The organism is Kamptonema formosum PCC 10802 (genome assembly GCF_000332335.1).
Classification (GTDB): Bacteria; Cyanobacteriota; Cyanobacteriia; order Cyanobacteriales; family Oscillatoriaceae; genus Oscillatoria.
On record NZ_KB235950.1, the window covers coordinates 225,700 to 248,555 of the forward strand.

Genomic DNA, 22,856 nt, shown 5'->3' on the forward strand with positions numbered 1-22,856 from the left:
AAATGAAAGGGAATCGATCAAAAGAGGGACTTTTCGCTATGGCTTGGCCAAAACTTTGGAAGGTCTTTGTGTCGAATTGCTGGCACATTTATGGCACGATTTTAGCACAGCAGAGGGAGCGGGGGAGAAAACCCGCTCAAACAGCGCTGAAAAGCCGGTAAATGCCCTGACGCTCTCACGATCAGCGCCTGCTTGACCGGCATTTTCTGGCATTTTTTGTATCGCCCCTATGCCGGCACGTTACCGCAGCGCTGGTTGGCGGGAACGGCTTCGGCAATTTTCTTGGGATCGGGCAGGTTGAGGCTGTTCATTAGCTGGATAAAACTGGCCCGATCTTTGCCGGCAAAGCGGGGGTTGTATTTCTTTTCTTCGCCAATGGTTGAAACGGTCTGCCCCCTGTAGTCGTGGCCCGGATACACTAGGGTTTCGTCTGGTAGGGAGAAGAGTTTTTGGGTGACGTGCTCGTACATTAAGGCTGGATCGCCGCTTTGGAAGTCTGTGCGCCCGCACCCGCGAATAAACAGGGAATCGCCTGTTAAAATATGAGAGCCACTCACCAGATATGACATGTGGCTGTCGGTGTGGCCTAAGGTGGCGACGGCTTGAATTTCGATGTCTCCCATGCGCAAGATTTCTCCATCTTTAATGAAGCGGTCGGCACAGGCGGCGCTGGCATTTTCCGGGACGATTCCCTGACAGCCGGTTAAGGTGCGCAGTTTGCCGGTGCCGGTGATGTGATCGGCGTGAATGTGGGTTTCTAGGCAGTACCGCAATGTTAGTCCCAATTCTTGCAGCAGTTTCATATCTCGATCGACTTGCTCGATCACCGGATCGACTAAAACCGCTTCTTTGGTTGTTTCGTCGGCAATTAAATAAGTGTAGGTGCTGGTTTCGTTGTCGTAGAGTTGGCGGAACAGCATGGTTTTCTCTCCTTGCGGTCAATCTGTTGTTTTGGCAGGAACCCTGTCTGGATGGCTGTTTGGCGCTGTTCGCGCCGGCATCGCCGGGACAGCACAACCGTCTCTCACCGGCATGGCAATGGCCCAGTGGGCGACGCCATCCAGGGCTTTTCGCCCCCTGCGGCCAGAAGCTTCACTTTCCCCTTGGGCAGTTATATGACTATACAATAATATAAAGAGTCTGATTTAGCAAGAGAGGCAAAAAAAATTTTTGCCTCTTTATTGAGTATATTAACTCAGCCGGCGGGGTGAGGCGGGCCTCCTCGCCGGGGAGGAGGGGGCGCGGTAAAGCGCTCACCAGGCCAAGGGAAGGCCAGCACCCGTCCCAGACTCCCTCCCGTGCCGGTGGGGCAGGCCACCACGGCGGCAGGTCATGGCCCAGAAGCGGCTCGCTCGCTGGCCAGGGCTGTTGGCCCTGTGCGAGCCGGTGGGAAACCGGCAGCTTGACGTTTTACAAATATTACTATATAGTGATATGACAGATAAGCTTGACAGGGGATGCAAAAAAATTTTTGCAGCAGGGTTAAGTAGATTCACCCAGCCGGCGGGGCGAGGCGTGCCTCCTGCCCCGCCCAAAGCGGGCTCGGTAAAAATGCTCACCAGGAAAAAGAGACAATGGCAACGCTAGCACAAAGACAGTCCCAGACTGCTGTTCCACAAATCCAACCGGAAGTCCGCAAAACGGTTCACTACCAGATCGTGATTATCGGTGGCGGTGCTGCTGGGATTACGACCGCTTCACTACTGTTGGCGAAAAACCGCTCGCTGGATATCGCCATCATCGAACCGTCGGACAAACACTATTACCAACCGGGCTGGACGCTGACGGGGGGTGGGGTTTTTCAGATCCAAGATACCGTCAAAAATCAACAAGATTTAATTCCCAAAGGGGCGACTTGGATTAAAGATCGGGCGGTAACGTTAGATCCAGATAACAGTGCCGTCTGCACCTCTGAAGGCATCCGGGTAGAGTATGATTGCTTAATTGTTTGCCCGGGAATTCAGACTGACTGGCATTTAATAAAAGGTCTTAAAGAAGCGATCGGGAAAGATGGCGTGACTAGCAATTATTCGCCCCGTTACGCCCCTTACACGTGGGAATTGATTAAGAATTTTCAAGGCGGAAATGCGCTGTTTACTTTTCCCAATACGCCGATTAAGTGCGGCGGTGCGCCCCAGAAAGTTATGTACATGGCGGACGATGTTTTCCGCAGTAAGTGGGGAGTGCGCCAGCGAACGAAGGTGATGTTTCTCACGCCCGCGACTAGAATGTTTGCGGTGCCGGCGTATTCCAAGATTTTGGAAGGCGTCGTGAGAGAGCGGGACATTGAAGTGAAATTCCGCCACAATCTCAAGGAGATTAAAGCCGGCACGAAAGAGGCGATTTTTGATGTCTTCGATGAGGGCGGGATTGTTGGTGAAGTGAGCGTCAAGTACGACATAATTCACGTTGCGCCGCCCCAAAGCGCTCCAGATTTTATTAAAAACAGCCCGCTGGCGGTTCCGAACAGCCCTTATGGCTGGGTGGATGTGGATAAAGACACGCTGCAGCACAACCGCTACCCAAATGTGTTTGGGATTGGGGATGCGTCTTCGCTGCCCACGTCGAAAACGGCGGCGGCGGTTCGCAAGCAAGCGCCGGTGGTGGCAGAAAATTTACTGGCGTTTATGGGCTCGCAACCTTTACGGGCAAAATATGACGGGTACACCTGCTGCCCTTTAATTACCGGCTATGACAGAACTGTGATGTCGGAGTTTGACGGTTACACTGGCCGCCCGATGTCGAGTTTTCCTCTCAACCCCGCTAAAGAGCGCTGGGTGATGTGGTTGATGAAAAAACACGTCCTGCCTTGGGTTTACTGGAACCGGATGTTAAAAGGAGAGCGGTTTGAGGGGGATTATATCAAGTTTCTGCAGTGGCGGGAAAAATAATAAGTAGGTGGGCATAAGTCTAGAAACTAATCTAGAAACCCGATTTCTTTAAGAAACCGGGTTTCTGTCTCTCAGGGGTTCTGGCTCCCATCCGATCTCGTTTATTGATGTCCAGGACTTACGCATCGACACTTAATTGTGTGGTGGGTTACGAACCGCGCTAACCCACCCTACTGTCTCCCATCCGATGGCGTTTATTCATGTCCACTCGCCTGCCCCCCCGATTTTAACCGGCGCGCCCCCAGAAGCGCCCAGAAAGTTTTGTTCGCACCCTTGACAGAAAAGGTGTTTTGTGAGTGTGGCAGTAGCCACTTAGGTGAGGACATTCCGGCTCCCTCGCTCCCCCGCTCTTCGGGTCCTTACCAATATGACTGCTGCTATAACCGGCGGGCGTCACCCTGGCCCAAAGCTGCCGGTGCGCCCCTCCCTCCCCGCCCGAAACGGCTGAAAGCCCTGATGTACCTAGATTTCAGCCATCTGGAAAAAATTTTTTTGCTAAACACTTGACAGCAGTATGACTATGTGGTTATATATAGATACAGGGACGCGAGCGCACCTGTTCGCAGACTGTAACGCATTTATCGCGAAGGAGATATCACGGCAATGACAACAGCTGTATCCCGAAAGACAGGCAATCACCTGTGGTCGCGCTTCTGTGACTGGATTACCAGCACGGAGAACCGGCTGTATATTGGTTGGTTTGGCGTGTTAATGATTCCCACAATTTTAACGGCCACCACTGTTTTTATCCTGGCGATGGTTGCCGCCCCGCCGGTGGATTTAGATGGGATTCGCGAGCCGGTTTCCGGTTCTTTGCTCTACGGCAATAATATCATTACCGCTACCGTTGTCCCCACTTCAGCAGCAGTGGGCTTGCACTTGTACCCCCTTTGGGCAGCAGCTTCTTTGGATGAGTGGCTGTACAACGGCGGTCCGTACCAGCTGATTGTGCTGCACTTTTTAATCGGCATTTACGCATATATGGGGCGCGAGTGGGAACTCAGCTACCGGCTGGGAATGCGCCCCTGGATTGCCGTTGCTTATTCCGCTCCTGTGGCAGCCGCCACTGCCGTGCTGTTAATTTATCCTATCGGTCAGGGCAGCTTTTCTGATGGGTTGATGCTGGGAATTTCTGGCACGTTCAACTTTATGATCGTGTTCCAAGCCGAGCATAATGTTCTCATGCACCCGTTCCACCAGTTAGGCGTTATCGGTGTGTTTGGCGGGGCGTTGTTTGCCGCGATGCACGGCTCTCTGGTGACTTCTTCTCTGGTTCGCGAAACCACCGAAAATGAATCGGCAAACGCCGGTTATATGTTCGGGCAAGAAGAAGAAACCTACAACATTATCGCCGCTCACGGTTACTTCGGACGCTTGATTTTCCAGTACGCGAGTTTCAACAACAGCCGCAGCTTGCACTTCTTCTTGGCCGCGTGGCCGGTGGTGGGCATTTGGTTCGCCGCTTTGGGAATTTCCACGATGGGATTTAACCTGAATGGGTTTAACTTCAACGAGTCAATTCTTGACGCTGAAGGTCGCCCCATCAGTACCTGGGCTGACGTGATCAACCGCGCTAACTTGGGGATTGAAGTGATTCACGAGCGCAACGCTCACAACTTCCCCCTCGATTTGGCTGCCGGCAATCTGCAACCTGTTGCTTTAACTGCTCCCGCAATTAACAGCTAACATTTAGAAAGCCGGTTTCTTGAAGAAATCGGCTTTCTGGCCCCCGATTTGGTGCGGGCAGGATTTAAGCCCCAAGACGGCCAGCCCCCTGGCATGACCCCCTGGCATGAAACGGATGAAAGCCTTGATTTACCTGGATTTCAGCCCTAGGACAAAAAATCATCACAGGGGGTTGACAACAATACAGCCATAGAGCTATATATATAATGTTGGCGCTCGCGAACTAGCGGGCCACAGACGGGAAAGCATCGATATCTCACTTCCCTGCGAAATCCTGTCTTAGCATTCCCCACTGGAAAAAAAGGCACAAAAAAGCAGGGTTTAGAAAAAGATGCTAAGATAGATAAAACCAGGGCCTCAAAAATGGGCCAAACTCTCACAATAACCAAAAGTTTCTTAGAGAAAAAACGATGACTGTCTGGACTGTCGGGCATTTGTTAGCTGTCTGTATTGGTATTAGTTTGGGATTGTTGGGTGGGGGTGGCTCTGTATTGGCTTTGCCAATTCTGGTCTATGTTATGGGAATAGCTCCCAAGCCCGCAATTGTGATGACCTTAGTTATTGTTGGCAGCGTCAGCTTGCTCGGAGTTATTCCCCACTGGCGGCGGGGAAATATTAATTTCAAAAAGGCGTATATTTTTGGTTCGGCTACCATGTTAGGGGCCTTTTTGGGGGCAAAAATAGCGACTCTACCTGTGGTTACAGATACCTTTCAAATGACTTTATTTGCTGTTCTGATGCTGCTCATGGCTTTCTTCATGATCCGCCGGAACTCTCAAACGAAAAATACTGCAAAAAAAGATGAATACAAACCAGATTTTTCCCCTCACCTCGTCTCCAAATATTCTTGGCTGTGGTTAACAACTGAAGGATTGGGAGTGGGCATTTTAACGGGTTTAGTAGGAGTAGGCGGAGGATTTGCGATTGTTCCGGCTTTAGTGCTGTTAGGGAATACCCCAATGAAAGAGGCTATTGGCACCTCCCTGCTCATTATTTTTCTCAATGCTGTGGCTGGATTGCTGGGCTACTTGGGTCATGTTTCATTCAACATTTCCCTAACAGTATCGTTTACAATAGCCGCTGGTTTGGGAACCTTAGTCGGCGCTTATTTAGCTCAGTTCGTTTCAGCTCAACAGCTCCAGAAAAGTTTCGGTTATTTTCTTTTAGGTGTTGCCGGGTTTGTTTTGTTTCAAAATCACTCCGGAGTTCATAAATCTCAAAGGCCAGAGAATCCTCCTAGTAAAGGAAATCAAAGTTCACTTATTAGGCCAAAATCCTAATTTCATCTCAGGAAGTGAAAAAAATCTTTGATGTTTGGAATGCGAAACTTAACGTTTGGTGCGGGCGGTATTTAGACTCAAAACGCACCGCCCCATGCCTAAAACGGCTGAAAGCGCTGATTGACCTGGATTTCAGCCATCTGAAAAAAATTGTTTGAAAGCTTGACAGCAATACAACTATAAAGTTATAGTTGTATATAGAGTGATGGCCCTCGCGACCGGGCGTGTCGCAGACGGCAAAGCATCGATCTCTCAGTTTTCTGATCCATCCTATTCTAGCATTACCCCTTTTAGAAAAAGTCACAAAAAAGCACTTTTTATAAAGCTATGCTAGTATAGAAATACAGCTAGATAGTCAAGACTTTTAAAATCCAGTTAGCTGACATGAGGAGGTTTACCTGTGGGCAAACTGTTTGAAGAACTTAAACAAGACATTCTGTACCAGCACGGCATGAATGCCTGCCTGAACTGCGGCGTCTGTACTGCCGTTTGTCCTGCAGCAGAATTCAATGAATACTCTCCGAGAGAGGTGATGAATATTTGCCAATCGGAAGATGACGAGCAGATTGAGGAGCTGCTAAAATCAGACAAAATTTGGTATTGCGGGCAGTGCTTTTCCTGCAAAACCCGGTGTCCGAGAGGCAACAGTACCGCCTCAGTCATTCTCGCCCTGCGCCGGATGTCCATCCGTCACGGTTTCTTTGCCGAGTCAGAAAAAGGCAGACAGCAATTGTTCGCCAAGCGGGTTTTTGGGGAAAATATATTAAAACGAGGTTATACCCTGCTGGCAGAAAATATCACCCCCGCCCACTTCCCAGAACTCGGGGAAAACTGGGAATACTATTACGAACACAGGGAAGAGATGCGGGAGTGGTGGGATGTGCCAATGGATCTGGAAAATAGCGCCGGCTCCCACCGAGTGATTCCCGAAAAAGACATGGAAGAACTGCGGGCTATTTATAAAGTCACGGGGGCGATTGAGTTAATGGATGCCGTTGAAAAAGGCATGGAAAGGAAACTGGGCAGCAAGAAAGAAGTAGAAAAATACTGGCAGACTTGGCTGGAAACCGGCGATAGCAGGAACTACGAAATCGAATAGCCTAAATAAGGAGCATAAATTATGAAAGTAGCAAGAGAAAATCTGGCTTGGCAAAAACACCAAAAGCAAGTCCCAACCGTAGACGATCCAGGCGGCAAATTGTGGGGATGCTTCCGCAGCTGTTTTCTACAGAGTGCGGCTCCGTACACCGAAGGGATTGCCTATAAAATCTTAAAAAACGACCTGGGTATGGAGCTGCGGGAAGCACCGGGGCATACTTCCTGTGGGGCGATTGGATATCACGGGGATGTCTCCAACCTGGAAACGCAAATGGTGGTGGCGGCGCGGAATTTTTCCGTAGCTCATCACGAACTGGGTGTGGATAATCTGTTCTCCTTCTGTGTCACCTCTTTTGCCAACTACACGGAAGTGATTAAACTCTGGGAAGAAGAACCGGAGTTGCGGGAATACACGGAAAAAACTTTAAAAGAAACTACGGGAAGAGAGTTCTGGATTCCTCACGTCTCGGGGGGCAGACCTTCTGTTGTCCACGCTTCCGATGTTTTCTTTGCCAACCGGCATAAACTGGCGGCAAAAGCCAAGTACAGCCTCAAGGGAGTTAAGGCGGTAGATCACATCGGATGCCACTACGGAAAAATCTTTCCTGGTGAAGCAATGGGTGGGGCGGAGTTCCCGCAAGTGTTAGTGGGGCTGCTGGAAGCTTTCGGTGCGGAAATTGTTGACTATCCTGAACGCCGGCACTGCTGCGGGATGGGTTTCCGCCAGTGCGCTTTCCCAGAAAACCGCGACTACACCGCGAGTAGCGTGTACAAGAAATTAAAGAGTCTGAAAGAAGCGCACCCTGACTGCAATCTGATCCTCACCAACTGTCCGGGATGTACGGTGTTTCTGGATGCCGAGCAAGGAACCATTAAAGAGGTGCTGGAAGAAGAGTTCAACGTCAGCATCCTTGACTACGCGCAACTGACTGGAGTGCTGTTGGGCTATGACCCCTTTAAGGATTGCGGGCTGAATGCAAAAGCTGTGCCGGTCGAGCCTTTGCTGGATAAAATCGGCATCCCCTATGACAAATCCAAGACGGCAGAAGAACGCAGAAGACCTTTTTAGGTCAGGAGGGGCAATTGATGAATTGCCCCCACCGGTCACACTACCGGAAGCAGCAAAGAAACGTTAAAGGTAAAAAAAATGAACAAAAAAGTAGTGGTAATTGGTGGCGGGCCTGCTGGCATGGCGGCGGCGGGAAAACTGCAGGATTTTGGATTCGATGTGGTTTTGATTGAGAAACAAGCAGAAGTGGGGGGGCATTTAAACAAATGGTATAAAGTTTTTCCTGACTTTACTGATGCGTCTGAGATTATCGCCAATCTTAAGGCGGGTTTGGGGAAGACCCGAATTTTAAGTAATGCTACGGTGACTCGAATTGAAGGAGCCGCACCTAATTTTCAAGTCACCACATCGACGGGGGAAAAAATTGATGCGTCTGCGATTCTGGTGGCCACTGGATTTAAGCATTTTGATGCGGCCTTTAAAGAGGAGTATGGATACGGGATTTACGATAATTCCATCACCTCGGTAGAGCTGGATGCGATGCTGAAGGCGCAAAGTGTTAAAACCCGAGCCGGTAAACTGCCGAAAAAAGTGGCGATGGTTCACTGTGTCGGCTCTCGCGATGAGAAAGTGAACAATAATTACTGTTCGCGAGTCTGCTGCACCAATGCCATTAAGGTGGCGATTGAAATTAAAGAGCTGATTCCCGACTGTGAAATTTACTGCCTCTACATGGATATTCGGGTTTTCGGTCGCGGCTATGAGGAACTTTACCGAACCTCTCAGGAAAAATATGGCGTGCAGTTTATCCGGGGCCGGCTTTCTGAGGCGGGTGAGAAAACTGATGGCAGTTTATTGCTGCGGTTAGAAGATACCTTAACGGCAAAACCCATGCGGCTGAGTGTTGACCTGTTGGTTTTGATGGTGGGGATGGAGGGGAATGCGGAGCTATCAGAGGTGGCCGGTTTAACCGTTGGCTGCGACCGCTTCTACAGCACCGCTCACCAGCAATATTCTAATAATGCTTCTGCCAAAAAAGGTATTTTTCTGGCGGGGACGGCAACAGGGCCAAAAGCAATTGTGGAATCCATTACGGATGGGCGCTCGGCGGCGGCGGAAATTGCCGGTTTTCTCGCAAGTACGGCAGCCGGTTTTCCAAATGGGCAGCCAGCAATCGCTACAGTGGCAGCATCGCTTAAGTGAGGTCTAGAGCAATGGCAGTAAAACCTAAAAAATGTTTTTTCGGGCTGAAAGTAGATCGCCAGCTTGATGGCGACAAAATGAACTCGGACTTTCTGAAGAAAGTCCTAGCTGAGGGGGGGGAGGGTGCGGCGATCGCCGCCTGCATGCAGTGCGGCACCTGTAGCGGTGGCTGCACTAATATTGACCTGATGGATATGTCCCCCAGAACCCTAGTTTTAATGGTGCAAAGAGGGGAGTGGGAAAAAGTCCTCAAAAGTAATGCCCTGTGGTTGTGTAGCTCCTGCTACATCTGCACGTCCAGATGTCCGCGCGGGGTGCGTCCTTCGGATGTGATTGAGGCGGTGAAGGCGATTGCGATTCGAGAGGGAATCGAGAACGACTCTACCCGGTTCAATCAGATATTTGTGGAGCTGGTTCAGAAACGAGGCATCCTCTTTGAACCCGAGCTGATGCAGAAGTATGGCGGTTTGAAAGCCATGATCGAACAAGCAGAATTGGGAGTTAAATTAGTGATCAAGGGCAAGATGTCGCCCCTTCCTGCCAAAGTTAAAGACCCGAAAGCCTTTAGTGAAGCCTTAGAAAAAGCGAAAAAACAATGAAATACTCTTACTATCCGGGATGCAGCCTGCACACGACTGCCAAGGAGTTTGATATCTCCACCAAAGTCGTGATGCGCGAACTGGGAATCGAGCTAGAGGAACTGAAGGACTGGTCCTGCTGTGGTGGTTCCGTAGCAGCTGGGGTTTCTCACGATGTCGGCATGGCTTTGGCTGCCAGAAATGTCGCCCTGGCGCAAAAGCAAAATCTCGACCTTTTGGCGTCTTGTTCCGGGTGCTACAACAAATCGGCCCGGGCTGTAAAGGCATTAGAAAATCAAACTGAAAAAGAGAGAATTACGGCGATTCTATCGGAAATGGGCGTATCTGTTTCTGACTGCAATATCCGAGTCAGAAATGTTGTGGATGTGCTGGTTAACGATGTGGATATTGCCTCGCGAGTCAAAAAGCCATTAACCGGTCTGAAAGTGGCCTGTTATTATGGCTGTCTGCTGACTCGACCGGCAGATATCACGGGATGGGACTCGCCGGTGTTTCCCACGTCGATGGATAGATTGGCTGAGATTTGTGGGGCAGATGTGGTTGATTTCCGGTCAAAAACCAAATGCTGCGGCGGGCCAATTCTGGTATCCAAGCAAGATGTGGCCTTTGACCTGACGAAGAAACTCTTGGATGAGGCCAAGTCCCTGGGAGCGGATTGCATCGTTTTGGCGTGTCCGCTGTGCGACACTAACCTGGAGTTGCGCCAGTCAGATATCGAGAAGAAATACGGCGTTTCTTACAATCTGCCGATCCTCTATATCACAGAAATCATCGGACTGGCGTTAGGAATGAAACCGGGAAAGCTGGGGATGAACAAGCACATCGTCTCGCCCAAACCTGTTTTGGCTAAATTGGGGATTTAATCGGAAATAGATGAATGTGCTTCCTGTCCGCATGGCCTAGCAATTAGGCGAATTAAGTCGCTCCACTTCGGGGAAATATTATTAATTAAGGAAAATCACAATGGACAGCAGCCTTCCGCTCGAAAACCCTTCCATGTCCCGCCGGCAGTTACTCAATTTTCTGACTGGGGCAGTCGTTGCTTCCACTGCCGGTGCCGCACTATACCCCGTCGCCAAATATTTTATCCCCCCAGCAGAAACCAGCGAAGGGGGAGCAGTCATCGCCAAAGATATCTTGGGCAAACCCATTCCCGCCGGCCAAATTTTAGCCGAACCTGCCGGCACTCGCGCCCTCGTTGCGGGGTTAGCCGGTGAGCCGACTTATTTAACCGTCAGACAGGACGGGACTTTAGACACTGCGGGAATTGTAGATAACTGCACCCATTTAGGCTGCACATTTCCCTGGAACGAAACTGACCAGCAATTTCAATGTCCCTGTCACGGTTCTCGCTACAGTGCCGACGGTTCTGTATTGCGCGGACCGGCACCTCTCCCTCTCAAGTTAGTTCGCGTTTCTGTTAAAGATAATGCGATTTTGATTTCTCCCTGGACAGAGATTGACCCCCGCACCGGGGAAACCCCTTGGTGGGTTTAATAGCGTGTTTATAAAGTAATTGTTAAGCCTGTAAGGCGAGAAACCGGGTTTCTTCAAGAAACCCGGTTTCTCTGAGCTTAACTTTTTCTTTGTAAATGAGTTTTTAGAGATCAATGAAGCGTTCGCCCCACCGTAACCTGCAACAGCGAGCGCCTCAACTCTTCTACCGCTTTACCGCACTGTTCCCCGCAGCGCTTCGGCATCAATCCCTTTGATCAGATAAATCCGCAGGAGATGACCGACAATGGACAGCTGCATCGGTAACTTGCGCAACGCCTTCACCCACTTGGGCTGAGAGCTGCGGTCGATTTCAGACATTTGCAAATTGAGTTCGGAACAGCGATGCAAGCGCTCGAAAAACTCCGGATGTTCCGTGTCCAGAACAGACGGGAAAGCGCGGGCTGCAGTTTCGTTAGTTTTGCGAATCACTTCCGCATCAAAATCCGTGGGGTCTATTCCCAGCACGCGATAAAAGCCCGTCCGTTCGTGTACGGTTAGCGTGTGGGTGGCGAAGACAGTCAGCAGGAAAAACCGGCTCCACAACCGGGATTGCCAGGTTTTCCAGAGTTTGGTTTGCGAGCGCAGCAGTACCTTAAAAACATCCCCGTGCCGGTTTTCGTCCTGGCACCAACTTTCAAAATAGCGGAACAGTGGGTAAAACTGATTTTCGGGATGTTTTTCCAGATGCCGGTAAATGATGATATAACGCCAGTAGCCAATTTTCTCTGACAGGTAGACCGTGTAAATCACCCACTCGATCGGGAAGAAAGTATAGACCCGATGCTTAGTCAGGTAGCCCAGATCCATCGTACAGCCAAAATCGCTCATCGCTTTATTTAGGAAGCCGGCATGGCGGGCTTCATCCCGCGCCATCAGGCTAAACATCTCTGCGAGGAGGGGGCTGCGATCCTTCAGCTTGCGCGACAGTTCTTTAAACAGCAGAAAGCCCGAAAACTCGGACACGCAGGAGCGCTCCAAGTAATCGATAAATGCCTGTCGGGCTTCTCCTGTAAGCTGATCCCAGGAACCCTCGAACGCCTCATCGCGCACGAAGTGGTGCCGGTTGTAATCGGCCCGCATCTCGTCCAGCATGGTCTGGAACTCAGTCTCCTGCGCCGACAAGTCCAGCTTGGCCGTCGTTTCAAAGTCCGTTGTGTAAAACCGAGGCGTGAGGATGTTTTCCTTGATGGCCTTCGTCTTGACTTCCCCCATCTCCAGAGCGGGCTTCGGCGGAGAATTAACCATAGGTCGAACTCTTCATAACTCAATAGTGTTTAAGTTATACGGCTTCCCGGCGCTTGTCAATACCTGTTACCGAAAAAGTTCTATCAATTTTCTCTCGCATATGCCTTGCGCAAAAGCGCAAAGTGTGATATTGCCTGCGGCGAGCCGGCGTTCCAGAAACTCGGTTTCTTCAAAAACCGGGTTTCTTGCCCCCGGCTTGCCGAAGTGTGCGAATCCCTTTCAGGGACTGAAATCCAGGGCACCGGCCCAGCCGCTCCGCCCCTGGGGGGCACGCACTCTATATATATGTGTGGGTCTGTGTGTGGGCCGTCGGGCTCCACTGTCCCGCTGTCCAGCCGGGAGGACAGGCGGTTCCGTGCGGGCGCGTACTGAGGGAACGCCGGTCCTCCGTCCACTCCCTAAGTGGCTCCTGCGATAACAGCTGTTCCTTAGTATATAGAGAATCTCAGGCGTGCTTACGCTACAGGTAGGGTAAGCGGCCCACTAAACCCCTACAGATGGTGGGCGCGGAATCGGGGACAGACCCCGCCCCAAAAATTAGTGTTAAGTTATGCAAACTTTTTTTCCATGAATCTCTCCATAGCTGTACAGTTATGGAACCAGGACAGTTAAGGCGTTGCCGCGCCCGAAGGACAGCACCGCTGATGGCCCTAACCGGCACCGCCCAGACCACCATTTCTCAGGAATGAGGTAATTTGACATGAGCCAGGATCTAGCCAACCGCCTGCGAGAAGGCACCCAGCACTCTCACACCGCCGCAGAAAACACCGCATATATGAAGTGTTTCCTGAAAGGCATTGTTGAGTGGGAGCCATTCCGGAAGTTGCTAGCTAATCTGTATTTTGTCTACAGCACGCTGGAAGAATCGCTGCGCCGGCACCAGGATAATCCCGCAGTGGGCCCGCTCTATTTTTCCGAGCTAAACCGCACGGCAAATCTGGAGAAAGATTTAGAATTTTACTACGGTGAAAACTGGCGCGAACAAATTGCTCCCTTGCCAGCCGGTCAGATTTACGTCGATCGCCTTAACGAAATCGCCAATACCGATCCAGCCCTCCTGATCGCTCACGCCTACACCCGCTACATGGGCGATCTGTCCGGCGGTCAGGCTTTGAAAAACATTATTCGCTCCGCACTGAATTTACCCCCAGATCGAGGGACAGGACTGCATGAATTCGACCAAATTCCCACACCAGAAGCGAGACGGGCATTTAAGGAAACCTACCGTCTAGCGCTCAACTCCCTACCCTTTGACGAGGCAACGATTCAGCGCATCGTAGACGAGGCCAATTATGCCTTTAAACTGAATCGCGATGTCATGCACGATCTAGAAGACGATGTAAAAGCGGCCATTGGCGACCATGTATTTGATTTGCTCACCCGTCAGGATAAACCGGGCAGCACAGAGGGAAGGCCGAATCGCTCCGCAAGCGAAGTCGCAGCGATTTAATATAGCATTTGACTCTATTCGTTTGACTTAAGTTAGGACGTAGGACAGGCGTCTCGCCTGTCCTCGCCTGTCCTCGCCTGTCCTCGCCTGTCCCCCTACTAGCAAGTGAGATGCCCTGTCCATTACTGACTGTCTCTGGCTAGAGAACCACTTACCAACTCAAAAGGGAACGACATGATCTTTTCGCTTCCAGCCGTTCAATTTGACTCAAAATTGCTCCGCAAGTACGACCAAGCCGTCCCGCGCTACACCAGCTACCCACCGGCGACAGAGTTGAAACCGGAGTTTGAATTAGTCGATTTCAGGGCGGCGATTGCAGTAGGCAACTATAAAAAAACGCCACTCTCTCTCTACTGCCATATCCCCTTTTGCGAAACGGCTTGTTATTTCTGCGGTTGCAATACCGTTATTACCCAGCGAAAAGAAGTAGCCGATCCCTATCTGCAGTATACTGCCCGTCACATTCGGCAGCTAGCTGAGCTCATTGATAGGGACCGCCCAATCCACCAGATGCACTGGGGCGGCGGAACCCCGAACTACCTCTCCCTCAAGCAAGTGGAAAACTTATGGGGAGCCATCAACCGGCATTTTCGCTTCGCTCCCAACGCTGAAATTTCCCTGGAGGTCAACCCCCGCTTTCTGGATCGGAACTACATTCTCTTTTTGAAAGATTTAGGATTTAACCGCATTAGTTTTGGCATTCAAGACTTTAACCCCCAAGTCCAGGAATCGATTAACCGCATTCAGCCAGAAGCCCTGCTGTTTAATGTCATGGACTGGATGCGAGAAGCTGGATTTGAGAGTGTCAATGTTGACCTGATTTATGGGCTGCCCTTTCAAACCCTGAACACGTTCCGCGACACCATCCACAAAACCATCAAACTCGACCCAGACCGGATTGCCGTCTTCAATTTTGCCTATGTGCCCTGGTCCAAACCCGTACAGCGCCGGCTCCCCCAAGAAGCGCTTCCCAAAGGGCCAGAAAAACTCGATATTTTGCAAATGGCCATTGAAGACCTGAGTGAAAACGGCTATCAGTTTATTGGCATGGATCATTTCGCCAAACCCAACGATGAGCTAGCCATCGCTCAGCGGGAAGGACAGCTGCACCGCAACTTCCAGGGATACACCACCCAACCGGAATCCGAGCTGATTGGATTTGGCGTCACCTCCATCAGCATGCTGCATGATGTCTACGTTCAAAACCACAAGCGGTTGAAAGACTTCTATCAAGCCATTGATGCGGGAGATTTACCCATTGAGCGAGGGGTGAGTCTCAGCCAAGAGGACGTGATTCGGCGAACAGCCATTATGGAATTAATGTGCCAGTTCCAACTGTGCAAAAATGAGTTCGAGTCCAAATACCATCTCAGCTTCGACCGGGATTTCGACGAATATTTTGCCGCCGAGCACTTTGAGTTGAAGAAGCTGGAAGCAGATGGGCTGCTCCGCCTCTCTCACAATCGCATTCAGGTCACTCCCGCCGGACGCTTGTTAATCCGCAATATCGCTGCCGTTTTTGATACCTATCTCCACCAGAAAACAGCTACCAATTTCTCCAGAGCCATTTAATATCATGTCCGGTAGCACCGCTGTTGTGCGCAAGGGGTAGGGGCAGGTTTATTCCTCTTCTGTTCTGTGCCAGAAATATCTTGGCAGAACCCGCCCCTACAAGGTAGGGTATACAAAACCCATGCAAGCGGACATGATATAAGACCCCGCAACGAGTTTTGAGACAGCCTAGCCACTCACTGTAAATAAGTGTAAATAAGGAGGAAGGCCAACGATGCGTATCCTGATGATTCAGCCCAATTATCACTCCGGGGGAGCGGAAATTGCCGGAAACTGGCCCCCTAGCTGGGTGCCCTATGTCGGTGGCGCATTGAAGACAGCAGGATTCAGTGAAGTGCGTTTTGTGGATGCCATGACCAACTACATAGAAGACGCTGAATTAGCGGAAATCATCCGCGACTATCAGCCCAATGTAGTTCTGGCAACCGCAATTACGCCCATGATCTACAAGTCTCAGAACACGCTGAGGCTTGTGAGAGAGATCTGTCCCAATGCCAAGACGGTTATGGGAGGGGTTCACCCCACCTATATGTACCGGGACGTGCTGACTGACGCTCCTTGGATTGATTACATTATTCGGGGCGAGGGGGAAGAGATTACCGTTAATTTACTGCGGGCGATCGCTGACGGGACGGATGAGCTAACTCGCCGCAATATCCTGGGCATTGCCTTTCTAGAAAATGGTAAAATCGTGGCAACTCCCGCCCATCCCCCCATTAAGGATTTGAATACGCTCACCCCAGATTGGAGCCTGCTCGATTGGGAGAAATACATTTATACGCCTCTGAAGACGCGCGTGGCTGTCCCCAACTATTCGCGCGGCTGTCCTTTCCGCTGCCGGTTCTGCTCTCAGTGGAAATTCTGGCGCAAATACCGTTCCCGTTCACCGAAACACTTCGTGGATGAAATTGAACGGTTGGTGAGGGATTATAAAGTTGGGTTTTTCATCCTGGCGGATGAGGAGCCAACTATCAACAAATCCCGGTTTATGGCACTGTGCCGCGAACTCATCGACCGCAATCTGGGCGTACACTGGGGCATCAACACGCGAGTCACTGATGTTTTGCGGGATGAGAAGGAACTGCCCCTGTACCGGCAAGCCGGTCTGGTTCACGTTTCCTTGGGAACGGAAGCCGCCGCCCAGTTAAACCTCAATTTGTTCCGCAAAGAAACCACGATTGCTGACAACAAGCGCGCGGTTGAACTCCTGCGGCAAAACGGCATCCTTGCGGAAGTTCAATTCATCATGGGACTTCCCAACGAAACGCCAGAAACCATCGAGGAAACCTATCGCATGGCGCGGGACTGGAAGGCCGATATGGCCAACTGGAATATGTACACGCCTTGGCCCTTCTCGGAACTGTTTCAGGATTTAGCGGATAAAGTTGAAATTCGCGATTACTCTCACTACAACTTCGTCACGCCCATCATTAAACCTGAAAATATGACCCGGGAGGAAGTTCTCAAAGGCGTCCTCCGCAATTACGCCCGGTTCTATTCCTGGAAGTTTCTGGAGTATTGGTTTGAAAAAGATCCGTTCAAGCGCCGGTATTTGCTAGGATGTCTCTGGGCCTTTGTGAGAACTACTCTCAACAAACGCTTCTACAACCTGAAGCGGGTGAAGCAGAAAGGTCTGCACACGGAAATTGAGTTTGGCTTTGACGAAGCTAAGATTCTCAGTCCGGAACAAATGGCTCAGATCAAACAGGAACGCCCCGCAGATATCGACTTTGTGGGAACGCTTTCCGCTTGCGGCGCTCCCAACGACTTGTTAGAAGGCGACACCTATACCAAAGCCCATCACCAGCATGATATAATTCAGGTGGCTGTGATTGAGGACGAGCAGCAAACTCGCATCGACTTGCGGGTGAACCTGCGGGCGCAAAATGGCATTGAAGTTGCTAGCGAAGCCACGAATGGTGAAACCGGCTTAGTGCTATTGGAATCTATTGATGTCGATGTGGCTGTTGTTGACAGCACTCTCCCAGATATGGAGCTGGACAAGTTCCTTCGCACAGCTCGCAAAGTTCAGGCAAATTCCTACGTGATTCCGTCCAAAATTCTGGTGCTGGTCGATCCCGACCGGCAAGAGGCGCTGTCCGCTACAGTGGCTGCCGGTGCCGATGGGTTTTGCTCCAAGAATGCTCCCACTCAACAATTAGCAGAGGCTGTTCGCATCACTCACCGGAATGGGAAATACCGAGATCCTGCCCTCGCCCATCTCCTTCCTGCCGCCGTGACTGCCGGCTAAATGACTTTTCTGAAATTTCCTAAGAGCCAGTTTAGAGGGGATTGACACACAAAAAGTGAAGTCACAAAACACCGGGTTTCTTTGCAGGAGAAACCCGATTACTGGACCATTCGCTGTCGGAAAAATTCCTGTATAAACACGCTCTTAGCTGGCTCAAATTTGTGGTTGAGGAACTATTTATGACATTTGACTCGCTGCCCACATCTCCTGAGAATCAACCCAGTATAAATTGGACCATTGTCTTCTTTTTCACCAGCGTACACCTCCTCGCCTTATTGGCTCCCTGGTTTTTCTCCTGGCGAGCATTAGGTGTCACCTTATTGCTGCACTGGTTTTTAGGCAGTATCGGCATTTGTTTGGGCTATCACCGGCTCTTGAGTCACCGCAGTTTTCAAGTCCCACAATGGCTGGAGTATGCACTCGCATTTATCGGTGCGCTCGCACTTCAGGGAGGCCCCATTTTCTGGTCAGCCGGACACCGGTTGCATCACGCCTATACCGAGGATGAATACAAAGATCCCTATTCCGCTCGCAAGGGATTTTGGTGGAGCCATCTGCTGTGGATGATCTATCCCCGGCAAGAATTCTTTAACTACGAACAGTACAAGCGATTCGCTCCCGATCTCGTCCGGCAGCCCTTTTACTGTTGGCTCGACCGCTACTATCTTTTCCTGCAAATCCCTCTAGGGCTTCTGCTCTATGCTTTAGGGGGCTGGTCGTTTGTAATTTATGGTGTTTTTATGCGAGCGGTTTTGCTCTGGCACAGCACCTGGTTTATCAACTCAGTCACCCATGTTTGGGGATACCGGACATTTGAAACTAAGGATAATTCCCGCAATCTCTGGTGGGCAGCAATTTGCACCTATGGAGAAGGTTGGCACAACAACCACCACGCTTACCCTAATGTAGCAAAAGCCGGCTGGCGCTGGTGGGAAGTGGATGTTACTTGGTGGGCGATTTGGCTCCTGAAAACCCTGGGTCTGGCAACAAAAGTTGTTATGCCCCCCGCAAAAAGCGCCACTTAGGGATAAGTGCGGTTAAATCCCCACAATTTCAATTTATAGCGGTTCTCATTTAGTGAGGTAAAGAAACCCGGTTTCTTCAAGAAACCGGCTTTCTGGCAGTTCATCCAACTGAGAAACGCGATAAGTGCGGTTAAATCCCCACAGTTTCAATTTTGCCTTGCGTCAGCATAACCCCCCCTGACTAAGCCGGTATGGGGGGAGTCATCTTGGTGTGATTTATTTAAATTTCAGCGCCCGATTCCAGAAAGGCTGCCGGTGCAGCGCTCAAAAGCTCTTAAGTGGTTATTTTGAGAGACATAGCGGAGTTGGGTAAAGGCAGCTTTCAGGTCAGGAGTCTGGATAAAGCCGAGAAAATTGTCGTACATTTTTACATTGGCAATTTCTGCTTCCACTCCCATTTGACACGCCGCTTGCAAGGTGTCGGGAGCTGCAACTTTTCCAGCAAAGCTGTCTTCTGGAATTGGCAGCCCGTACTGAGCGAACAAATTCTCCCACAGCTTAATGTGCCGGCCTTCAGCTTGAACAATGTTGCTAAACGGACGCACCTTGCCAAACTTTTCTATGACAGCCGCATAAAAAGCTCTGGCTCGATATTCGTCGTTAATCGCTTCCACCATCGCTTGTTGCGCTCTGTCATCTAGTGGAGTGCTAGCAACAGCATTAGTATTGACTGCAGCAGTCGCAACCGTCACAGCGCACAAACCCGCTGCAGCATACCGGTGGCAGTCAGACTTTTTACCTTTTCCAAAACGGTGCCGGTGATTCACACTTTTTACCTCCAAATTTAGCCCAATATTATATTTCTATTGTCTCGCCGCCGAACTCCCCTAGCACTCAAATGCCAGGAGCCAGTTTTTCTCAGGCTTTTCCCCGCTCTAGGGGCTCACCCGCCGCTTTCCACCCTTGAACGCTCGGCGGAAACCCCCGCACGTTTTTGTATCCCAGCATTTGCAGCGCCATCACCCCCATTGCGCTGCGGTAGCCGGTGGCGCAATACAAAACAGCGGGGCGATTTTGGGGAATTCTGTCAAGGTTTTGGGTTAAAGTTCGCAGGGGAATATTAATCGCACCGGCAATGTGACCGGCTGCGTATTCCGCCGGCTCTCGCACGTCAACGAGCAGGGCGCTCTCCCTTTGAATCAGGGATTTTAAAGCATCTACCTTCATCACGGTATAATATCCCCTAGGAATTGAACCCAGATAGCGGTCAATCTCCCCGAATACATTCTCGCTGAAGGTGGCAACTCCTTCCGGCGCTCCCACAGTTGCGCTAGCCGCCAGCGCTGCCGGTGTTGGGTTGAGAGTGCCGGCGGGCAAAAAAGACAGGCACAGCCCGAACAAGACAGTCAAGAACAATTTTAGCATGTTTGACGCTCCCACATGGCAAATCTGTTTGAGAGAGTGTTTATATCGCGGTTCTCAGTTGGATGAACTATAGCCTTTGAAACCCGGTTTCTTTTAGAAACCGGGTTTCTCAGTCCCTCACAAAGGATGAGAAACGCGATAAACAAAACGTGAAGTAGGGGCGGGTTGACTAATATTCTACACTTCGTACAGACATCTTGACTGAACCCGCCCCTACTAGAAACTGCGGGCGGCCACGGGGACCGCCCCTACAGGCCGTGTGCCTGATATTATTATCCCACCACAGCAGAGAGATTTTCTTCCCACCGGCGAGCCCCCCGCTCGCGCCGAATGTCCCGCCAAATTTGCGTCGCTGCTAGCGCCCCGTCGCCCACTGCAATCGCCACTTGATTTAACCCCACCTTTAAATCTCCAATGGCAAAAATTCTTGGGTGAGACGTGCGGCACATTTTATCTGTCACCACATTCTCCCCCTTCACCTCTAAGTGGATGTCTTTCAGATAGGTGTTGTGATAGCGCGAACCCATCGAAATCAAGCCGGTTTCCAACTCGACTGCCGAGCCGTCCACTAACTCAACCCCTGTCATCTTGTGGTTCTCTCCCAAAAATTGCTTAATCGGCGTTTCCACAAGACGATACCCGTGATCGCGCAGTTTCGCCTTCAATGCCTCGCTGACTTCAAACGCCCCGTGAGTGAACACCGTAATGTAAGGCGTGAACCAGCTCACAGCAAACACCATGTCTTCAATGCTCGCCTCGGTGCCGGCAAAAAACCCGCATTTTTTGTCGGTCATTTCGTAGCCGTCGCACACCATACAGACGTGCAAGTTGTAGCCAGCATACTCATAGACGTTCCGCATATCGTCTAAGGCCGGCAGGTGGTCGATAATGCCGCTGGCAGCAATTAAATATTTACAGCGTAACACGGGGTAAATACTGTTTTGCCGGCCCACTTTCACCCGCACGGCAAACGTTTCTCCCTCATCCACCACTTCCTCAACGTAACCGTTCAGAAAATCTCCCGCCAAACTGGCGTAGTGTTCCTTCCCTCGCTGCAGCAGCTCTCGCCCCGGCGTGTCTGGTGGCAGCCCCAAATAATTATGCAGCTCTTGCATCCAAAAAGAACGCGCTTTCCCTTTATCAATAATCAAACTGGACAGGTGGAAGCGCTGCAAGTAAATACCGGCAGACAGCCCGCCCGCACCTCCGCCCACCACGATCGCATCATAAGTATGGTTCAGGCGCTCGGAGAGATTATTCTTGGACAGTTGCATGAGCCAACCTTCCTTGACTGTAACACTATACAGTTATATCTTAGCTAGCCGCAGCTCGTCTGTCAACCGCCCTCCCACTGGGCGTTCCAGGCTCTGGAGGCGGACTCCCACCGGCACCGCCCGCCCCAATCCGGCAGCGCCCGCACTCCCCAATTGTGCGCTGCCCAGCTCGGTGAAGCGCCAAATTCAGCCAAATCCCCGATCCCTCGCCCTGTGCCGGCGGACAAATTTCGCTCGATTCGCCCTCACTCCTACCCCAGCGCCACCACACCCGCCGGCAAATCCGCCAGCAGTCGCTTCACTCTCAACCAAGGCGCACCCATGAGAATTTCCCTAAATCCCGCACCGGCAACGACTGGAATAGTAAACTCCTGTTCATCTAATAGCACTTTTCCCAAGTAGGTATTAAGAGTCGTTTCACCCATTGCGGTTATCAAATTCCTTGTCTCAACACTAGGCTACTCCAGAGCCTCTAAATCCTGGTCGTTAATTGCCAGCCACTCTGTAGAGCCGGTATCCAGCAGCGCACTGACCGGGAATATCTCGCCACTGGCAGCAATCAACCCAATCTCACAAAATAACTGTCCCCTCTCATCAAACTCACCTTGAATCATAGCCTTCCGCAGACTCCTGTTTCATTGATACAGAAGATGGCAAATATAGCAGAGTGATGCTTCTCTCGCACTTGGGTTAAGGCTACTATTTTATCTTTATCAATGAAATACTCCCCTCATTGTGCAAAACTTCCCCGTGCGCGGTCACAATACTGCCATAGGCAAAAGTCATATTGTGTGCTATAATAATCCCTTGGATCGCAGCGAACACACCGGCTTCAATCTGGGTGCCATCGGGAACGCCGCACCAGCCCCAATCAGACCGGCGATTTCCTGGCGCGCCGGCATTTCCGCATGCCAGAGCGCGCTTTTCGGGGGCGGAGCGTCTGCGAACAGTTCCAGCCGGCCCGCTTCCTGACGAATGGCCGCGCCCTCTTTGGGCGCACCGGCAAAATAAAGGAAGTGACTCAACCGCGCGAAACGGAAACTAATTTGCCGAAAAATTGCGCGGCGGGCGGCTTCCTGACCAGAGCGTGACAGGGAAATCAACCAGCGCCGCCAATTGCTGCCGGCGGTGGCGGAGTGCCGGTGCCTTGGCAATCCGTGTGAATTTCTATCATTGGGATTTATGGGGAGATAGCATCAATAAAAACAGCGATTCATTACAGGGCCTCGGGCCTCGGGCATCGGGCGCGGCTACATTAAATGTATCTAACTTGCATTGCCTACTTTCCTGTCGCCGCAGTTGCGCAACGTGCAATAACCGTATTTCAATGAAAAGCCGCTCGCCTCAGGCTCCGCACCCAATGAGTATTGCGCAACTTATATGTAGGATAGCTTGTCTCGTGTCGCTAAAC

Annotated in this window: 22 protein-coding genes; 14 read left to right on the plus strand and 8 right to left on the minus strand. The window is 51.0% G+C overall.

Features of this window, described 5'->3' with window-relative positions; translation table 11 throughout:
• Nucleotides 1–227: 227 nt before the first annotated feature.
• A complete protein-coding gene (locus tag OSC10802_RS0134800) occupies nucleotides 228–920 on the minus strand; it encodes an MBL fold metallo-hydrolase (RefSeq protein ID WP_017721379.1) in 693 nt (230 codons plus the stop codon).
• Between OSC10802_RS0134800 and OSC10802_RS52080 the strand changes: the two genes are divergently transcribed.
• From OSC10802_RS52080 to petC, 10 genes are all read left to right on the plus strand, one after another.
• Nucleotides 919–1,119 (plus strand): hypothetical protein, encoded by a 201-nt coding sequence (locus OSC10802_RS52080; RefSeq protein WP_155969115.1) that lies wholly within the window; start codon nucleotides 919–921, stop codon nucleotides 1,117–1,119. The two genes, OSC10802_RS0134800 and OSC10802_RS52080, sit on opposite strands and share 2 nt — an antisense overlap.
• A 455-nt stretch (nucleotides 1,120–1,574) precedes the next feature.
• Nucleotides 1,575–2,891, plus strand: coding sequence for an NAD(P)/FAD-dependent oxidoreductase (locus OSC10802_RS0134810; protein ID WP_017721381.1), 1,317 nt, complete (start codon nucleotides 1,575–1,577; stop codon nucleotides 2,889–2,891).
• Between the two features lie 603 nt (nucleotides 2,892–3,494).
• Nucleotides 3,495–4,577, plus strand: a complete 1,083-nt coding sequence (locus OSC10802_RS0134820) for a photosystem II reaction center subunit D1 (protein WP_017721383.1) — start codon at nucleotides 3,495–3,497, stop codon at nucleotides 4,575–4,577.
• Between the two features lie 410 nt (nucleotides 4,578–4,987).
• Complete coding sequence (locus OSC10802_RS0134830) at nucleotides 4,988–5,857, plus strand: sulfite exporter TauE/SafE family protein (RefSeq protein ID WP_017721385.1); 870 nt, start codon at nucleotides 4,988–4,990, stop codon at nucleotides 5,855–5,857.
• Nucleotides 5,858–6,257: 400 nt separating this feature from the next.
• Nucleotides 6,258–6,956: a 4Fe-4S dicluster domain-containing protein gene (locus OSC10802_RS0134840; protein ID WP_017721387.1), complete on the plus strand. Its 699-nt coding sequence runs from the start codon at nucleotides 6,258–6,260 to the stop codon at nucleotides 6,954–6,956.
• A 21-nt stretch (nucleotides 6,957–6,977) separates the two neighbouring features.
• Nucleotides 6,978–8,024 carry a heterodisulfide reductase-related iron-sulfur binding cluster gene (locus OSC10802_RS0134845; protein ID WP_017721388.1) on the plus strand — a complete coding sequence of 349 codons (1,047 nt, stop codon included), beginning with the start codon at nucleotides 6,978–6,980 and terminating at the stop codon, nucleotides 8,022–8,024.
• A gap of 78 nt (nucleotides 8,025–8,102) precedes the next feature.
• Nucleotides 8,103–9,167 carry an FAD-dependent oxidoreductase gene (locus OSC10802_RS0134850; protein ID WP_017721389.1) on the plus strand — a complete coding sequence of 355 codons (1,065 nt, stop codon included), beginning with the start codon at nucleotides 8,103–8,105 and terminating at the stop codon, nucleotides 9,165–9,167.
• A gap of 11 nt (nucleotides 9,168–9,178) precedes the next feature.
• Complete coding sequence (locus tag OSC10802_RS0134855) at nucleotides 9,179–9,766, plus strand: 4Fe-4S dicluster domain-containing protein (protein WP_017721390.1); 588 nt, start codon at nucleotides 9,179–9,181, stop codon at nucleotides 9,764–9,766.
• Nucleotides 9,763–10,629 (plus strand): CoB--CoM heterodisulfide reductase iron-sulfur subunit B family protein, encoded by an 867-nt coding sequence (locus OSC10802_RS0134860; protein WP_017721391.1) that lies wholly within the window; start codon nucleotides 9,763–9,765, stop codon nucleotides 10,627–10,629. The genes OSC10802_RS0134855 and OSC10802_RS0134860 overlap by 4 nt, the downstream gene beginning before the upstream one ends.
• A 100-nt stretch (nucleotides 10,630–10,729) precedes the next feature.
• Complete coding sequence (gene petC / locus OSC10802_RS0134865) at nucleotides 10,730–11,263, plus strand: cytochrome b6-f complex iron-sulfur subunit (RefSeq protein WP_017721392.1); 534 nt, start codon at nucleotides 10,730–10,732, stop codon at nucleotides 11,261–11,263.
• Between the two features lie 171 nt (nucleotides 11,264–11,434).
• On the opposite strand, the gene acsF is transcribed toward petC, so the two are convergent.
• Complete coding sequence (gene acsF / locus OSC10802_RS0134870) at nucleotides 11,435–12,508, minus strand: magnesium-protoporphyrin IX monomethyl ester (oxidative) cyclase (protein WP_017721393.1); 1,074 nt, start codon at nucleotides 12,506–12,508, stop codon at nucleotides 11,435–11,437.
• Between the two features lie 700 nt (nucleotides 12,509–13,208).
• On the opposite strand from acsF, the gene OSC10802_RS0134875 reads away from it, so the two are divergent.
• The 4 genes from OSC10802_RS0134875 (at nucleotide 13,209) to OSC10802_RS0134890 (ending at nucleotide 18,806) form a co-directional block, all read left to right on the plus strand.
• Nucleotides 13,209–13,958, plus strand: a complete 750-nt coding sequence (locus OSC10802_RS0134875; RefSeq protein ID WP_017721394.1) for a biliverdin-producing heme oxygenase — start codon at nucleotides 13,209–13,211, stop codon at nucleotides 13,956–13,958.
• 174 nt (nucleotides 13,959–14,132) lie between these two features.
• Nucleotides 14,133–15,530 (plus strand): oxygen-independent coproporphyrinogen III oxidase, encoded by a 1,398-nt coding sequence (hemN, locus tag OSC10802_RS0134880; protein ID WP_017721395.1) that lies wholly within the window; start codon nucleotides 14,133–14,135, stop codon nucleotides 15,528–15,530.
• A gap of 214 nt (nucleotides 15,531–15,744) precedes the next feature.
• Complete coding sequence (bchE, locus tag OSC10802_RS0134885; protein WP_026099079.1) at nucleotides 15,745–17,781, plus strand: magnesium-protoporphyrin IX monomethyl ester anaerobic oxidative cyclase; 2,037 nt, start codon at nucleotides 15,745–15,747, stop codon at nucleotides 17,779–17,781.
• 179 nt (nucleotides 17,782–17,960) lie between these two features.
• Nucleotides 17,961–18,806 carry an acyl-CoA desaturase gene (locus OSC10802_RS0134890; RefSeq protein ID WP_017721397.1) on the plus strand — a complete coding sequence of 282 codons (846 nt, stop codon included), beginning with the start codon at nucleotides 17,961–17,963 and terminating at the stop codon, nucleotides 18,804–18,806.
• A gap of 227 nt (nucleotides 18,807–19,033) precedes the next feature.
• On the opposite strand, the gene OSC10802_RS0134900 is transcribed toward OSC10802_RS0134890, so the two are convergent.
• From OSC10802_RS0134900 to OSC10802_RS0134925, 6 genes are all read right to left on the minus strand, one after another.
• Entirely contained in the window at nucleotides 19,034–19,573 is a 540-nt protein-coding gene (locus OSC10802_RS0134900; RefSeq protein ID WP_017721399.1) for a ferritin-like domain-containing protein, read from the minus strand.
• A gap of 91 nt (nucleotides 19,574–19,664) precedes the next feature.
• Complete coding sequence (locus tag OSC10802_RS0134905; RefSeq protein ID WP_017721400.1) at nucleotides 19,665–20,171, minus strand: rhodanese-like domain-containing protein; 507 nt, start codon at nucleotides 20,169–20,171, stop codon at nucleotides 19,665–19,667.
• A 272-nt stretch (nucleotides 20,172–20,443) separates the two neighbouring features.
• Nucleotides 20,444–21,445: an NAD(P)/FAD-dependent oxidoreductase gene (locus tag OSC10802_RS0134910; RefSeq protein WP_017721401.1), complete on the minus strand. Its 1,002-nt coding sequence runs from the start codon at nucleotides 21,443–21,445 to the stop codon at nucleotides 20,444–20,446.
• A 251-nt stretch (nucleotides 21,446–21,696) separates the two neighbouring features.
• The gene (locus OSC10802_RS55215) at nucleotides 21,697–21,870 is read right to left on the minus strand and encodes a hypothetical protein (protein ID WP_017721403.1); all 174 of its coding nucleotides are present in this window, start codon (nucleotides 21,868–21,870) and stop codon (nucleotides 21,697–21,699) included.
• Nucleotides 21,871–21,903: 33 nt separating this feature from the next.
• Nucleotides 21,904–22,059: a hypothetical protein gene (locus tag OSC10802_RS55220; RefSeq protein ID WP_017721404.1), complete on the minus strand. Its 156-nt coding sequence runs from the start codon at nucleotides 22,057–22,059 to the stop codon at nucleotides 21,904–21,906.
• Nucleotides 22,060–22,239: 180 nt separating this feature from the next.
• Nucleotides 22,240–22,599, minus strand: a complete 360-nt coding sequence (locus OSC10802_RS0134925; protein WP_026099080.1) for a hypothetical protein — start codon at nucleotides 22,597–22,599, stop codon at nucleotides 22,240–22,242.
• Nucleotides 22,600–22,856: the final 257 nt, after the last annotated feature.

Coding starts and splice junctions, on each gene's coding strand:
- OSC10802_RS55220 (WP_017721404.1), bottom strand. CDS start 22,059: ATGATTCAAGGTGAGTTTGATGAGAGGGGACAGTTATTTTGTGAGATT.
- OSC10802_RS0134830 (WP_017721385.1), top strand. CDS start 4,988: ATGACTGTCTGGACTGTCGGGCATTTGTTAGCTGTCTGTATTGGTATT.
- petC (WP_017721392.1), top strand. CDS start 10,730: ATGGACAGCAGCCTTCCGCTCGAAAACCCTTCCATGTCCCGCCGGCAG.
- hemN (WP_017721395.1), top strand. CDS start 14,133: ATGATCTTTTCGCTTCCAGCCGTTCAATTTGACTCAAAATTGCTCCGC.
- OSC10802_RS0134890 (WP_017721397.1), top strand. CDS start 17,961: ATGACATTTGACTCGCTGCCCACATCTCCTGAGAATCAACCCAGTATA.
- OSC10802_RS0134855 (WP_017721390.1), top strand. CDS start 9,179: ATGGCAGTAAAACCTAAAAAATGTTTTTTCGGGCTGAAAGTAGATCGC.
- OSC10802_RS0134820 (WP_017721383.1), top strand. CDS start 3,495: ATGACAACAGCTGTATCCCGAAAGACAGGCAATCACCTGTGGTCGCGC.
- OSC10802_RS52080 (WP_155969115.1), top strand. CDS start 919: ATGGTTTTCTCTCCTTGCGGTCAATCTGTTGTTTTGGCAGGAACCCTG.
- OSC10802_RS0134850 (WP_017721389.1), top strand. CDS start 8,103: ATGAACAAAAAAGTAGTGGTAATTGGTGGCGGGCCTGCTGGCATGGCG.
- OSC10802_RS0134860 (WP_017721391.1), top strand. CDS start 9,763: ATGAAATACTCTTACTATCCGGGATGCAGCCTGCACACGACTGCCAAG.
- OSC10802_RS55215 (WP_017721403.1), bottom strand. CDS start 21,870: ATGGGTGAAACGACTCTTAATACCTACTTGGGAAAAGTGCTATTAGAT.
- OSC10802_RS0134910 (WP_017721401.1), bottom strand. CDS start 21,445: ATGCAACTGTCCAAGAATAATCTCTCCGAGCGCCTGAACCATACTTAT.
- OSC10802_RS0134875 (WP_017721394.1), top strand. CDS start 13,209: ATGAGCCAGGATCTAGCCAACCGCCTGCGAGAAGGCACCCAGCACTCT.
- OSC10802_RS0134810 (WP_017721381.1), top strand. CDS start 1,575: ATGGCAACGCTAGCACAAAGACAGTCCCAGACTGCTGTTCCACAAATC.
- acsF (WP_017721393.1), bottom strand. CDS start 12,508: ATGGTTAATTCTCCGCCGAAGCCCGCTCTGGAGATGGGGGAAGTCAAG.
- bchE (WP_026099079.1), top strand. CDS start 15,745: ATGCGTATCCTGATGATTCAGCCCAATTATCACTCCGGGGGAGCGGAA.
- OSC10802_RS0134800 (WP_017721379.1), bottom strand. CDS start 920: ATGCTGTTCCGCCAACTCTACGACAACGAAACCAGCACCTACACTTAT.
- OSC10802_RS0134845 (WP_017721388.1), top strand. CDS start 6,978: ATGAAAGTAGCAAGAGAAAATCTGGCTTGGCAAAAACACCAAAAGCAA.
- OSC10802_RS0134905 (WP_017721400.1), bottom strand. CDS start 20,171: ATGCTAAAATTGTTCTTGACTGTCTTGTTCGGGCTGTGCCTGTCTTTT.